Annotated in this window: 15 protein-coding genes; 9 read left to right on the forward strand and 6 right to left on the reverse strand. The window is 69.5% G+C overall.

Annotated elements, in window-relative coordinates:
- The first annotated feature begins 139 nt into the window (after positions 1–139).
- Positions 140–886: a YebC/PmpR family DNA-binding transcriptional regulator gene (locus D456_RS0106695; RefSeq protein WP_017575394.1), complete on the forward strand. Its 747-nt coding sequence runs from the start codon at positions 140–142 to the stop codon at positions 884–886.
- A 177-nt stretch (positions 887–1,063) separates the two neighbouring features.
- Positions 1,064–1,525, forward strand: a complete 462-nt coding sequence (locus D456_RS0106700) for a DUF4282 domain-containing protein (protein WP_017575395.1) — start codon at positions 1,064–1,066, stop codon at positions 1,523–1,525.
- Positions 1,526–1,614: 89 nt separating this feature from the next.
- Here the strand turns inward: D456_RS0106700 and D456_RS0106705 are convergent, their stop codons facing one another.
- Positions 1,615–2,040: a PPOX class F420-dependent oxidoreductase gene (locus tag D456_RS0106705; protein WP_017575396.1), complete on the reverse strand. Its 426-nt coding sequence runs from the start codon at positions 2,038–2,040 to the stop codon at positions 1,615–1,617.
- A 174-nt stretch (positions 2,041–2,214) separates the two neighbouring features.
- On the opposite strand from D456_RS0106705, the gene ruvC reads away from it, so the two are divergent.
- From ruvC to D456_RS0106735, 6 genes are all read left to right on the forward strand, one after another.
- Positions 2,215–2,763: a crossover junction endodeoxyribonuclease RuvC gene (gene ruvC / locus D456_RS0106710; RefSeq protein ID WP_017575397.1), complete on the forward strand. Its 549-nt coding sequence runs from the start codon at positions 2,215–2,217 to the stop codon at positions 2,761–2,763.
- Between the two features lie 49 nt (positions 2,764–2,812).
- The gene (gene ruvA, locus D456_RS0106715; protein ID WP_017575398.1) at positions 2,813–3,430 is read left to right on the forward strand and encodes a Holliday junction branch migration protein RuvA; all 618 of its coding nucleotides are present in this window, start codon (positions 2,813–2,815) and stop codon (positions 3,428–3,430) included.
- A 34-nt stretch (positions 3,431–3,464) separates the two neighbouring features.
- On the forward strand, positions 3,465–4,547 hold the full coding sequence (gene ruvB / locus D456_RS0106720; RefSeq protein ID WP_017575399.1) for a Holliday junction branch migration DNA helicase RuvB: 1,083 nt from the start codon (positions 3,465–3,467) through the stop codon (positions 4,545–4,547).
- A 354-nt stretch (positions 4,548–4,901) separates the two neighbouring features.
- Positions 4,902–5,258, forward strand: a complete 357-nt coding sequence (gene yajC / locus D456_RS0106725) for a preprotein translocase subunit YajC (RefSeq protein WP_040698877.1) — start codon at positions 4,902–4,904, stop codon at positions 5,256–5,258.
- A 189-nt stretch (positions 5,259–5,447) separates the two neighbouring features.
- Positions 5,448–6,005 carry an adenine phosphoribosyltransferase gene (locus D456_RS0106730; protein ID WP_017575401.1) on the forward strand — a complete coding sequence of 186 codons (558 nt, stop codon included), beginning with the start codon at positions 5,448–5,450 and terminating at the stop codon, positions 6,003–6,005.
- A gap of 575 nt (positions 6,006–6,580) precedes the next feature.
- Entirely contained in the window at positions 6,581–8,761 is a 2,181-nt protein-coding gene (locus tag D456_RS0106735; RefSeq protein ID WP_017575402.1) for a RelA/SpoT family protein, read from the forward strand.
- A 37-nt stretch (positions 8,762–8,798) separates the two neighbouring features.
- On the opposite strand, the gene D456_RS0106740 is transcribed toward D456_RS0106735, so the two are convergent.
- From D456_RS0106740 to D456_RS25515, 5 genes are all read right to left on the reverse strand, one after another.
- Complete coding sequence (locus D456_RS0106740) at positions 8,799–9,266, reverse strand: nitroreductase/quinone reductase family protein (protein WP_017575403.1); 468 nt, start codon at positions 9,264–9,266, stop codon at positions 8,799–8,801.
- 78 nt (positions 9,267–9,344) lie between these two features.
- Complete coding sequence (locus D456_RS0106745) at positions 9,345–10,535, reverse strand: acyl-CoA dehydrogenase family protein (RefSeq protein ID WP_017575404.1); 1,191 nt, start codon at positions 10,533–10,535, stop codon at positions 9,345–9,347.
- Positions 10,519–11,817, reverse strand: coding sequence for a CaiB/BaiF CoA transferase family protein (locus D456_RS0106750; RefSeq protein ID WP_017575405.1), 1,299 nt, complete (start codon positions 11,815–11,817; stop codon positions 10,519–10,521). Before D456_RS0106750 ends, D456_RS0106745 begins: the two co-directional genes overlap by 17 nt.
- Before the next feature lie 97 nt (positions 11,818–11,914).
- Positions 11,915–12,289 (reverse strand): DUF3870 domain-containing protein, encoded by a 375-nt coding sequence (locus tag D456_RS0106755; protein WP_026115638.1) that lies wholly within the window; start codon positions 12,287–12,289, stop codon positions 11,915–11,917.
- Between the two features lie 78 nt (positions 12,290–12,367).
- Positions 12,368–12,529, reverse strand: a complete 162-nt coding sequence (locus tag D456_RS25515; RefSeq protein ID WP_083904527.1) for an Arc family DNA-binding protein — start codon at positions 12,527–12,529, stop codon at positions 12,368–12,370.
- A 226-nt stretch (positions 12,530–12,755) separates the two neighbouring features.
- On the opposite strand from D456_RS25515, the gene D456_RS23765 reads away from it, so the two are divergent.
- Entirely contained in the window at positions 12,756–13,364 is a 609-nt protein-coding gene (locus tag D456_RS23765) for an RNA-guided endonuclease TnpB family protein (RefSeq protein ID WP_160166719.1), read from the forward strand.
- Positions 13,365–13,550 lie beyond the last annotated feature (186 nt).

The raw sequence follows: 13,550 nt of genomic DNA on the forward strand, positions 1-13,550 counted from the left end.
GACCGCCTCATCACCGTGGCAGGGCCCGGTAGGATCGTCTGTGACAGCAGGACGCCCCGAGGGCGACGTCCTGCCACCCCGTACCCACCGGCGACGCGCGCGTGCACCGCCTCTTCGTCGACATCGCGAAAGGACATCCATGGCCGGCCACTCCAAGTGGGCCACCACCAAGCACAAAAAAGCCGTCATCGACGCCAAACGCGGCAAGCTCTTCGCCAAACTGGTCAAGAACATCGAGGTGTCGGCCCGGACCGGCGGCGGGGACCCGGACGGCAACCCGACGCTCTACGACGCCATGCAGAAGGCGCGCAAGAACTCGGTGCCGGCCGACAACATCGAGCGTGCCCGCAAGCGGGGATCGGGTGAGGAAGCCGGCGGAGCCGAGTGGCAGACCATCCTGTACGAGGGTTACGCCCCCGGCGGTGTCGCGATGCTCGTCGAGTGCCTCACGGACAACCGCAACCGCGCCGCCTCCGACGTCCGCACGGCCGTGAACCGCAACGGCGGCAACATGGGCGATGCCGGCTCGGTCTCCTACCTGTTCGCCCGCAAGGGCGTCGTCATCGTCCCCAAGGAGAAGACCACCGAGGACGACGTGACCCTTGCCGTGGTGGAAGCCGGCGGCGAGGAGATCCGTGACCGGGGGGAGTACTTCGAGGTCGTCTCCGAGCCCGGTGACCTGGTCGACGTGCGCACCGCTGTACAGGAGGCCGGCATCGAGTACGACTCCGCCGACACCAACTGGGTCCCGAGCGTCGAGGTCCCCCTCGATGCCGAGACGGCCGAGAAGGTCCTGCGGGTCGTCGACGCCCTCGAGGACGCCGACGACGTGCAGAACGTCTTCACCAACGCCGACTTCCCGGCCGAGGTCCTGGCCGAGCAGTGATGCGGACGGCGGTGTTCCGGACGGCGGCGGCCCGGACGGCCCGAGGGGCACCGTCCTGTGCTGTCGACGGGTAGGTCACCGACGGTGCACACGCGGTCGGTACGATGAGGGGTGATCCGTCCACATGCGATGCCCCCGTGTGGAGCCCCTACCCTGACGAACGACGAGGACCGGACCATGAGCAATCCCCCCGAGCAGCCCTACGACCCGTCCCAGTACTACGGTCAGCAGCCCCAGCAGCCGTACTACAGCGGCGGTTACGGTGCCCAGGGGTACCAGCAGGGCCCCACCGCCGGTCCCGGCGGGATGGCCCCGCACCAGTCCGCCTCCGGCACCCGTCCCGGTTTCTTCGGCTCGCTCTTCGATTTCTCCTTCAAGAGCTTCGTCACCAGCCGAGTGATCCCGGTCGTGTGGATCCTGTGGCTGGTGGCCATCGGCTTCGGAACCCTGACCGGTGTGATCGGTTCCTTCCTCGCGATGGGCGATGAAGCCGGGTTCCTCGGGTTCTTCATGCTGATCCTGACGCTGATCAGTGGCGCCATGGGCGTGCTCTTCTCGCGCATCGTCATGGAGGTGCTCATCGTGCTCTTCCGCATCAGTGAGGACCTCACCGCCATCCGCAGCCGCGGCGGAATGTAGGAACACCCGGCCGGCAACACAGCGAGCCCGACGGTGTGTCCGCGAGGGACCACCGGCGGGCTCCGTGCTGCCCGGGCTCCGCGGTGGGATCAGGCGATCATGTCCATCTCGGCGATGACCTTGGTCGGACGGACCCGCACGACCATCGCCCCGGGCGCGCCGTTGCGCCGGCCGAACTCCTCGGCACGCTCGCTGCCCATGTACCGTGCCGCGATGGCCGTGGCCGTGCGCAGCAGTTCCGACGGCTCCTCCGACAGCTGCGCCTCCCCCTGGACCTGGACGAACGCGAACGGGGGCTCCTCCAGGTCCACGCTCAGCGCCACTCGGGGATCACGCGCCAAGGAGCGCCCCTTGGCGGTGCGCACGCCCGTGTTGAAGACCAGGTCGTCCCCGTCGAGGACGAACCAGATCGGAGCCACCAGAGGGTGGCCTCCGGAGGAGGTGTAGGCGACCTTGGCGGTGCGTGTGCCGTGCAGGAGGAAGTCCCGGATCTCCCGGTCGTCGAGTGAGCTCATGGCCCCATGCTGACGCGCACCGGCCCCGGCCGGGGCCCCGACACGCGGCCCCGGCCTCCCGCACCGAGCGGCGTGTGCCCGACGGATGTCCGTGCCGGTCGCTAGGGTGGCCCCGTCGACAGTGAGCCCGGGCTAGGGTGGTCTGCGAACTGGCGTTCGAGAGAGGTGGGGCGTGTGCGTGTGGTGGGGATCGACCCCGGACTGACACGGTGCGGTGTCGGTGCCGTGGAGGGCTCCATCGGCCGCTCCCTGAAACTGCTCGGTGCCGACGCCGTCCGTACCGGTCCCGAAACGGAACTGCCCGAGCGCCTCGTCGCGATCGAACGCGGTATCGACGCCTGGATCGACGAACACCGACCCGATGCCGTGGCCGTCGAGCGCGTCTTCGCCCAGCACAACCTCAGCACGGTCATGGGAACTGCCCAGGCCAGCGGCATCGCGCTGGTCTGCGCCGCCCGCCGGGGCCTTCCCGTGGTACTGCACACCCCCAGCGAGGCCAAGGCCGCCATCACCGGGAACGGGCGTGCGGACAAGAAACAGATGGGCACCATGGTCGCGCGTATCCTCGGACTCGACACACCGCCCAGGCCCGCCGACGCCGCCGACGCGGTCGCCCTGGCCATCTGCCACATCTGGCGGGGCGGGGCCAAGGCCCGGGTCGCCCAGGCACAACAGGACTTCGCGCGCAAGGTCGAACTGGCCCGCCGCGCGCGGCGCAGCTGACCCCCGCTCCCAGGAAGGAGACGGGCGCCTCCACGGCGCCCTGCACCAGATGATCGCGTTCCTCACCGGCCGGGTGGCCGCCCGTGGCGCGGGCAGCGCCGTCATCGACGTCGGCGGGGTCGGTATGTCCGTCCAGTGCACCCCCGCAGCCCTGTCCGCACTCCGTGTGGGGGAGGAGGGCACCGTCTCCACCAGCCTCGTGGTCCGCGAGGACTCCATGACCCTCTTCGGGTTCTGCGACGACGACGAACGCCACATGTTCGAGCAGCTCCAGACCGCCTCGGGTGTGGGGCCGCGCCTGGCCCTGTCCATGCTCGCCGCGCACACCCCCGACGGGCTGCGCCAGGCCGTGGCGACCGAGGACACCGCTGCTCTGACCCGGGTGCCCGGCATCGGCAAGAAGGGGGCCCAGCGCATCGTCCTGGAGCTCCGCGGCAAGTTGGAGGCCCCTGTGGCCACCGACGGCGCTCTGCCCGGGACCGAGGCGCCGGAGAGCCCCACACCCGACGGTGCCTGGCGCGGACAGGTCGTCTCCGGCCTGATCAACCTGGGCTGGTCGGCCAAGGACGCCGAGCAGGCCGCCACCGCGGTGGCGGCCGAGGCCGAGGAGACCACCGACGTGACCGTCCTGCTGCGCAGCGCCCTGCGCAAGCTGAGCCGCGCCTGAGCCCGTAGCCCCCGGAACCAGGAGGAAGGACCCCATGCACGAGCCCGACCCGGGCGCCTACGAGCGGGAGGCGGTCTCACCCGAGGCCGGCTCGGACGAGCAACAGGCCGAGCGGGCCCTGCGGCCCCGCGTGCTCGGCGACTTCGTCGGGCAGGAACGGGTGCGCGAGCAGCTCTCCCTGGTCCTGCACAGCGCCCAGCGCCGCGGTAGCGCCCCGGACCACGTGCTCATGTCCGGCCCACCCGGGCTCGGCAAGACCACGCTGGCCATGATCATCGCCTCCGAGCTCGGTTCCCCGCTGCGCATCAGCTCCGGGCCGGCCATCGAACGCTCCGGCGACCTCGCTGCGGTGCTGTCCACCCTCCAGGAGGGGGAGGTGCTCTTCCTGGACGAGATCCACCGCATGGCCCGACCCGCCGAGGAGATGCTCTACGTCGCCATGGAGGACTTCCGTGTCGACGTCATGGTCGGCAAGGGACCCGGCGCCACCGCGATCCCGCTCGACATCGCTCCGTTCACCCTGGTGGGTGCGACCACCAGGGCGGGCCTGCTGCCGGCCCCGCTGCGTGACCGGTTCGGGTTCACCGCGCAGATGGACTTCTACGACGACGAGGAGCTCGAGCGCATCCTGCACCGTTCCGCCGGCCTGCTCGGAGCCCCCATGGACGCCGATGCCGCTGCCGAGATCGCCCGGCGCTCGCGCGGCACCCCGCGTATCGCCAACCGCCTCCTGCGCCGGGTCCGCGACTACGCCGAGGTACGCGGTGACGGCACTCTCACCCTCGGCACCGCCCGTTCGGCCCTGGACCTGTACGAGGTGGACGCCTCCGGTCTGGACCGTCTGGACCGCGCGGTCCTGGACTCCCTCATGTCCAAGTTCCGGGGTGGCCCCGTGGGGCTGTCCACGCTCGCGGTCTCGGTGGGGGAGGAGCCCGAGACGGTGGAGGCCGTGGCCGAGCCCTTCCTGGTCCGGTCGGGTTTTGTGGCCCGTACCCCGCGCGGCCGGGTGGCCACGCCCATGGCTTGGGACCACATGGGCCGGACCCCGCCCCCGGACGCCGCCTTCGGTGCGGGGACCGATGCCGACACCGACACCGACGAGTCGGTCACCCCTTGAACCAGGCTTTTCGCTCTTTGCGTTCGGGTGCTGACATATGTCACTTATCCGGGCACAATGAAAGGGACACGGGTGTATGCCGGTTCCGAATCGTCGGCCGTTCGGAACGGATGCCGAAGAGCGCTCACCGCAGTTGCCGCCTAGTCTGGGACGAACGCGAGAAACGGACCCGCGGCCTCTCGTCCGGTGCTCTTCGACACCCGTTGGAACGCCGACGCGTCCCCGCGCGTTGTAGATGCTGGGCGTCGTACCGGGACACTGTTCCGGTCCCGCCCGGTGGACCATGGCCGAGGCGGTGTCCGACCACCGTCGGCCGAGAGCAGACTTCAGGAAGGACGCCCCGTGCAGGAGGGCATGTACACACTCGCGGACGCCGCCTCCCAAGGCGGCAGTCTGATGAGCACCTTCATCATGTTCGGCCTCATCCTTCTGGTCTTCTGGCTGCTGTTCTGGCGGCCGAACCAGAAGCGCCGGCAGCAGGAGACCCAGATGCAGAGCTCCCTGGGCCCCGGCACCGAGGTCATGACCAAGGCCGGCATGTTCGGCACCGTCGTGGAGGTGCACGACGACGACCTGCTCCTGGAGATTGCGCCGGGCACCCGTATCCGGATGCTCAAGGCGGGCATCGCCCAGATCAACAGCCCTCAGGTGGACGACACCCCGGTGGAGGACCGTCCCGACTTCGGCGACGACGACAAGCCCAAGGACTAGCACGTCCTCGGGTCGCTGGCCCAGAGCAGACGCCGGGTGAAGTGTGTCCGGCGTCCTCCGGGGCCTGCTTCTCCCCGGCACCGCAACCCCTGTGGCCACCGGCCGTGGGGGCGTCCGTGTCCCACCGCGCCGGCCCCGACCGACCGGGGCCGGTGCCGCAATGTTCTCCAGCAGAAGGCACCATCGTCCATGGCGCACGAAACCACCACCAGAACCGAGGGCTCGGCCGTGGCCGAGCTGCTCCTCGCACAGATCCGGGACATCCCGGACTACCCCGAGCCCGGGATCCTGTTCAAGGACATCACCCCTCTCCTCAACGACGCCAGCGCACTGCGCTCGAGCGTCGAAGAGATGGCCGCCCCCTACCGGGGCACGGCCGTGGACCACGTCCTCGGGCTCGAGGCGCGCGGGTTCATCTTCGGGGCGCCGATCGCTCTGGAACTCGGGGCGGGTTTCGTGCCGGCCCGCAAGTTGGGGAAACTTCCTGCGGAGACGATCGAGCAGTCCTATGATCTCGAGTACGGCACCGCGGCCGTCGAGATCCACTCCGACGCGATCACTCCGGGCAGCCGTGTGCTCATCGTCGACGACGTCCTCGCCACGGGCGGTACCGGCAGGGCCGCGGTGGACCTTGTGCGCAGGGCAGGTGGTACGGTCGTTGGATTCTCCGTCCTGATGGAGCTCGGAGCGCTCCGCGGGCGCGAGAAGATGCCCGACGTGGAGCCACACGTTCTCCTCTCGGTCTGACCCGGCGCGCGTCGGCGAGCGGCACCCGCTCGGGAATGCACCGGGCCCCGTCATCGTTGATCTGTGCCAACACCCGAGGCGCCGACAGCACGACCACCCGCTCCGACGTGGCCGTGTCGGTGCCCCGACGGTCGGTTCAGAGCCACCGTGGTGACCGCTCGAGGAGACCGCGAAGGTCCCCCGACCGGTGGGGAGACACCGTGGCGGTCACGTCAGCGATTGGCCCTGATGACACGCAAGTGCACCGGGGGAGCCGGCGGGACACCCCTCCGCGCTCCGACCGGGCGGATCCGCGGGAGGTAGGCATGCCGAGCGAAGTGGTATCGACCGGAGCGGTATCCGCGAGGGAGCAGCAGGGGCAGGCATCCGCCGGCCACCAGAACCGGTCCGACAGGCCCCATGCGCCGACCACGGACCAACAGCAGAGCCCGGAGGGCGCCGCGAGTCAGGCGGCGCCCTCCGGTGCATCCGGTACGGAGCGCGGCACTTCCCGGTCCACGCCGCCGGCCGCGACACCCTCGACCGTGCGGGTCCGCCGGAAACTCGCACGGCTCGGCGCTCAGCGGGGAGTGACGATGAACCCGGTGCTCGAACCACTGATCAAGACCGTGCGTGCCACCCACCCCAAGGTGGACGTGCGGCTCATCGAGCGTGCCTACGAGGTGGCCGCGCACTACCATCGCGACCAGATACGCAAGAGCGGTGACCCCTACATCACGCACCCGCTGGCGGTCGCCACCATCCTCGCCGAACTGGGCATGCAGGAGGCCACTCTGGCCGCCGCCCTGATGCACGACACCGTCGAGGACACCGAGTACTCCCTCGAGGAGCTGCGCTCCGACTTTGGGGACGAGATCGCCGAACTCGTCGACGGCGTCACCAAACTCGACAAGGTCAAGTACGGCGAGGCCACCCAGGCCGAGACGGTCCGCAAGATGGTCGTGGCCATGGCCCGCGACATCCGTGTGCTCGTCATCAAGCTGTGCGACCGCCTGCACAACATGCGTACGCTGCGCTATCTGCCGAAGAAGGCCAAACGGGAGAAGAAGGCCCGCGAGACCCTCGAGATCTTCGCCCCGCTGGCCCACCGGCTGGGTATGAACACCATCAAGTGGGAGCTGGAGGACCTGGCCTTCGCCACCCTCTATCCCAAGCGCTTCGACGAGATCGCCCGCATGGTCTCCGAGCGCGCCCCCCGCCGCGACGTGTACCTGCAGGAGGTCATCGAGGCGGTCTCGGGCGACCTGCGCGAGTCCAAGCTCAAGGCCACCGTGCGCGGACGGCCCAAGCACTACTACTCGATCTACCAGAAGATGATCGCCCGCAACTGCGGCTTCGACGAGATCTACGACCTCATCGCCGTTCGGGTCCTGGTGGACAGTGTCCGCGACTGCTACGCGGCCCTGGGGACCATCCACGCCAGGTGGAACCCCGTGCCGGGGCGGTTCAAGGACTACATCGCCATGCCCAAGTTCAACATGTACCAGTCGTTGCACACGACGGTCATCGGACCCTCGGGCAACCCGGTGGAGCTGCAGATCCGTACCCGTGCCATGCACCGCCGGGCCGAGTACGGCATCGCCGCGCACTGGAAGTACAAGGAGGACCGGGGCTCGAACGGCGCGCCCAAGGGCAAGGCCACCACCGACATGCAGTGGCTGCGCCAGCTCATCGACTGGCAGCAGGAGACCAAGGACCCGGGCGAGTTCCTGGAGTCGCTGCGCTTCGACCTGTCGGTGCAGGAGGTCTTCGTCTTCACCCCGCAGGGGGATGTCATCTCCCTGCCGCAGGGCGCCACCGCCGTCGACTTCGCCTACGCCGTACACACCGAGGTCGGCCACCGCACCGTCGGTGCGCGTATCAACGGCCGTCTCGTCCCGCTGGAGAGCGAGCTCCAGAACGGCGAGGCCGTGGAGATCCTCACGTCCAAGGACCCCAGCTCCGGCCCCAGCCGCGACTGGCTCAACTTCGTCAAGAGCGCCCGCGCACGCAACAAGATCCGGCACTGGTTCACCAAGGAACGCCGTGAGGCCGCGATCGAACAGGGCAAGGACGAGATCGCCAAGATCATGCGCAAGCAGGAGCTGCCCGTCAAGCGCATGTTCAGCGGCGAGTCCATCATCGCCCTGGCCAACGACCTGCGCTACCAGGACGTGGAGGCCCTCTACGCGGCCGTGGGCGAACGCCAGGTCAGCGCCCAGAGTGTGGTCTCCAAACTCGTGGACGCCATGGGCGGCATCGACAGCCACGAGGAGGACATCGCCGAGCAGGCCCTGCCCTCCAAGGCCGCCCGCGCCCCGCAGAGCCGTACCGGCAACCCCGGGGTCGTGGTCCAGGGGGACTCCGACGTGTGGGCGCGTCTGTCCAAGTGTTGTACTCCGGTCCCCGGGGACGACATCGTCGGCTTCGTGACCCGGGGCAACGGGGTATCGGTGCACCGGGCCGACTGTGTCAACGCCCAGACCCTGGAGGACGCCCGCAAGGTCGAGGTGGAATGGTCGCCCACCGAGGACTCCATGTTCCTGGTGGCCCTGCACGTGGAGGCCCTGGACCGTTCCCGGCTGCTGTCCGACATCACCCGGGTCCTCTCGGACCAGCACGTCAACATCCTGTCGGCGACCGTGCAGACCAGCCGCGACCGTGTCGCCCAGAGCCGTTTCACCTTCGAGATGGCCGACCCCGCGCACCTGGGCAGTGTCCTGCGTTCGGTGCGCGGGGTCGACGGTGTCTACGACGTCTTCCGGGTCCGTAACTGAGCGGGTCCCGCTCGGCGGAGGTACCTGGGGCCGCCGGTCAGATCCGGATGCTCGTGGAACGCACGACCTGGAAGACCGGGTGGCGGTCGGCCTCGGCCTCGAAGGCCTCCACCGGAGCCCCGGGGGCGGCCTCGAAGCAGGGGGCCACGACCACCGAGCGCGGGTGGTCCAGGTATTCGCACAGCAGCGGCGCCGACTCGCGCGTGTCCATCTCGCGCACGCTGACCAGTTCGATCCAGCCGCCCCGGCGCAGGGTCGCGAACCCGTCGGTACGCAGGTTCCGGACCCAGTCGGTCTCACCGTAGGGCGAGACCAGGAAACGGCCGCGCTCGCTGTCCAGGACACTGAGCGGGACGCTGCGCAGGAAACCCGACCTGCGCCCGCGCGTGGTGAGCAGGTGCAGCTCGTCCGGGCCCACGCCGTACTTGACGAAGCCGCTGACGGCCGCGTTGGCAGTTCGCCTCAGCCGTGTCATCTCGAACCGCTTCGTCGGTTCGTTCCCCATGTCGGCAACTCCCTCGGTCGGATGCCTCCTATTGTGGCGGGTGCCGTCCACTGACGGCACCCGAGGTGCGGGCCCGCGTCAACGGAAGGCGGAGATCCCTGTCACGGCCTGGCCCAGGCTCAGCGCGTGGACGTCCTCGGTGCCCTCGTAGGTGGCCACCGTCTCCAAGTTCACCATGTGCCGCATCACGGGGTACTCCAGGGTGATGCCGTTGGCTCCGTGCAGGCCGCGTGCGGTGCTCGCCACCCGCTGGGCGGCGGCCACGTTCGCGAACTTGCCGAAGCTCACGTGGTTGTGGTGTGCGCGCCCCTGGTCCTTGAGGCGGCCCAGGTGCAGGGAGGTCATGGCGGCGTGGTTGACGTCCACGACCATGTCGGCGAACTTGCGCTGGCTCAGCTGGAACCCCGCCAGCGGCTTGCCGAACTGCTCACGGTTCGAGGCGTAGTCCAGGGCCGCCTCGTAGCAGGCACGTGCGGCCCCTGCCGCGCCCCACACGATCCCGTAACGGGCCTCGTTCAGGCAGGACAGCGGTGAGCCCAGACCGCGCGATTCGGGCAGGAGCGCCCCGGCGGGCAGACGGACCTCCTCCAGTGCCAGTTCGGAGGTGATGGAGGCCCGCAGCGACAGCTTCCTGTGGATGACGTTGGCGCTGAACCCGGGGGTGCCGGTGGGCACCACGAACCCGCGCACCCCGTCCTCGGTGGTGGCCCAGACCACGGCCACATCGGCCACGGAGCCGTTGGTGATCCACATCTTGGTGCCGTTGAGCACCCAGTCCGAACCCTCCTTGCGCGCACGTGTGCGCATCGACCCCGGGTCGGAACCGGAATCGGGCTCGGTGAGGCCGAAACAGCCGATCGCGTCGCCGGCGGCCATCCGCGGCAGCCAGGTGTTCTTCTGCTCCTCGGAGCCGTACTTGTGGATCGCGGTCATGGCCAGCGAACCCTGTACCGAGACGAAACTGCGCAGACCGGAGTCCACGGCCTCCAGTTCACGGCAGGCCAGACCGTAGGCCACCGCGCTGGAACCGCCGCACCCGTATCCCTCCAGGTGCATGCCCAGCACCCCCAGGTCACCGAAGGCCTTGGCCAGGCCGCGGGGGTCGGGCAGGGTCCCGGCCTCGAACCAGTCGGCCACGTGCGGGGTGAGTTCCTTGCGGGCGAAGTCGCGGACGGCGTCGCGCACGTCGCGCTCGGTCTCCTCCAGACCACCGTCCACGTCGAGGAAGTCGTGCGGGTCCGGGGCGGCAGGCTTACGGTTGTCGCTCATCGTGCGGTGTCCCTTCGTGGAGTCCGGCCAGGCCGGGCAGGTCGGGTTGGTGGACGGCGCCGCGCTCGACCATGGCTGCGACCTGTTCCTCGGTCAGTCCCAGTTCGGTGAGCACAGTACGGGAGTGCTGTCCCAGCAGCGGTGGTGCGGTCAGCGGGGGAGGGGAGCCCTCCAGGCGGAAACCCGCCCGGACCTGTTCCAAGAGCCCCGCCGTGGGGTGCTCGACGGTCCGGAGCAGGTCGTCGCCCCGGGCCTGGCCGGTGCGTAGAGCGTCCAGGACCCCGCGCACACGCCCCACCGGCACCCCTGCATCCACCAGGACCTCCATCCAGTGGTCGGCGGGCCGGGAAGCCAGGGTCGCCGACAGGTCGACGACGAGTTCCTCGCGGTGGGCCACACGTCCGGGGTTGGTGGCATAGCGGGGGTCCTCGCCCAGGTCGGGGCGGTCCAGAGCCGTGCACAGGCGTTGGTAGAGGGAGTCGTTGCCGGCGGCCACCACGATCTCGGAATCGGCGGTGGGGAAGGTCTGGTACGGAACGATCGTGGTGTGCGCGTTGCCGACCCGGCGCGGTTCCTCCCCGGTGACCAGGGCCTGCTGGGTGAGGTTGACCAGACCCGACAGGGTCGAGTTGATGAGGGAGGCGCTGATGTTCTCCCCCTGCCCGGTGACCCGGGCACGCATGAGGGCGCCCAGGATCCCCACGGCCGCGTTGAGCCCGGTGAGGACGTCGGTCAGGGCCACCCCGACCTTGCTGGCCGGGCCCTCCTGCGGTCCGGTGGTGGCCATCAGACCGCTCTCGGCCTGCACCACGATGTCGAAGCCGGGGCGGGTCCCGGGCTCGTGCTCGGGACCGAACCCGCTCACCGAGCAGTACACGACCGCGGGGTTGGCGGCGGAGACCTTCTCGTGTCCCAGGCCCAGCCGTTCGGCCACACCCGGGCGGAAGTTCTGGATGACCACGTCCGAGCGCGAGCAGAGTTCCTGGACGGCCGCGAGACCGTCGGGGTCCTTCAGGTCCACGGCCAGGCTGCGCTTGTTGCGGTTGACCGACAGGAAGTAGGCGGCCTCCCCCGGGGTCTCCTCGTCGCCGCCGGCGTGGGGCGGTCCCCAGGAACGGGTGTCGTCGCCGCGTCCGGGCTGTTCGACCTTGACGACCTCGGCGCCCATGTCGGCCAGCAGCATCGTCGCGTAGGGGCCGGCCAGGACACGGGACAGGTCGGCGATCCGTACCCCTTCCAGGGGCAGTGGGGCCGGGCGTGCGTCGGGGTCGCTCGGGTTCATCGGGCCACCCCCGGGGTGGGGCGGCCGGGGCGGGTGCGAGCGCGCATACGTTCCTTCCTTCGGTGCGCGGGATGGTCCTCGAAAGGCCCGGCGGCGCTCAGGTGCTGCCGTCGGGGAGCTGGTGCTCGCTCTTGATCTGGGAGTAGGTCTCCAGGCAACGGCGCAGAGCGGTGGTGAGCGCGGCACCCGACTGGCCCGCGTAGCGGGACTGCACGCGCCGGACGAGTTCGGTGATGTCCTCGGTGACCGATGCGCCCTCGGCCAGGGCCCGGAAGAAGTCCTTGGCCCGGTCGGTCAGGAGCGTGGTGTCGGCGGCCGTGATCCGCCCGTCGGCCGTGTCCACCGCGAGGATGACGCCGAGACGCTGGTACTGGGAATGGCTCGCAACCGGGTCGGGGAGCCGGGCGTATCCCGACACCAGGACCACACGGGGGTTGTGGAAGAGCTGCTGGACACGGTCGTCGCCGTACAACATGTTCACCTGATCTCCCGGGTCCCTCACCGGTCTTCAGGCCGGGGAGGGACCCGGCCTCCTGCGAAGCGGGACAAATCAAGCCGACCGATCAGCGGCGGCATCAGTCCTGGCGAGGCCGGCTTCCAGCAGGTACAAGATTTCGGAATTGAGCGAGCGTCGGTCCGCCTTGGCCTGGGCAGCAACCCGGGCGTGGAGGTCGGCAGGGATGCGGACCGTGACACGTTTCTCTTCATCCATGACTCCAGAGTAACGTCAACACAAGCCCTCGCTAGTGTTAAAATGACACCATGACAGTGGTAGGGATGAATGAAGGTTCCAGGTATGCCCGGTACACCTACCGGCTGCGCCTGTCCACTACCGCTGAGCGCGCCCTCCGGTCCCAACAGCGATGCACCGGGCCACTGGTACGCCTCGTTTGCTGTCCCCGCCCCGCCCCCTTGCCGCCACGGGGAGGGTGATCGGTGTGGATCGGGGGGTCACGGACATCGCGACCGCCACCAGCCCCGAGTACGGCCTGGTCCACAACGAGCACGGCAAGAGGGCCGCACAGAAGCTGACGCGCTGTCAGCGGATGGTGGCCCGCCGCAGACCCGCCGAGAAAAAGCCTGCCTCGAACGGCTGCAAGAAGGCCGAGCGGCAGGTGGCCAAGGTGCACAGGAAGGTGGCTCGTCAGCGCCAGGACGCCGCACGTAAGCGGGCGAAGAAGGTCGTGCGTGACCATGATTCCTCGGCCGTGGAGGGCTTCAACCCCAAGTTCCTGGCCAAGTCCACCATGGCCCGCCAGGCCGCCGACGCCGCCCTGGCCGCGACCAGGACGGCACTGATCGGGATGGGCCGCAGACAACAGCGCACCGTGTACCCGGTGCGTCCCGCGTGCACCACCATGGGTTGCGGATACTGCGGGGCGAGAGCCAAGCACCGCTTGCCGCTGTCCGAACGCACCTACACCTGCACCGCGTGCGGAGCGGTCTGCCCTCGGGACAGGAACTCCGCACGCGTGATGCTGGTCCGGGCCGGTCTGGACCCGGACGGTGTCGAGGGTGTACGACCTGATCTTCCGCAGGGCGAGTAGGCGGACCGAGACGTGAATCCCCGCAGTTCCCTCGGTGGGAGGGCCCTCCCGCCAAGGAGGGGAGCAGTCAACTCTCGTTCGCGGGCCCACGACAACTCCGTCGCACTGGAGTCTCGCATCTGGAGGGCGGCCGGGGACGAACGTCCGCGACGTGAGGGCAGGCAAGGTTTCAGGATGGCGCAGCGG

Origin of the sequence: Nocardiopsis kunsanensis DSM 44524 (assembly GCF_000340965.1) — a bacterium.
GTDB lineage: Bacteria > Actinomycetota > Actinomycetes > Streptosporangiales > Streptosporangiaceae > Nocardiopsis > Nocardiopsis kunsanensis.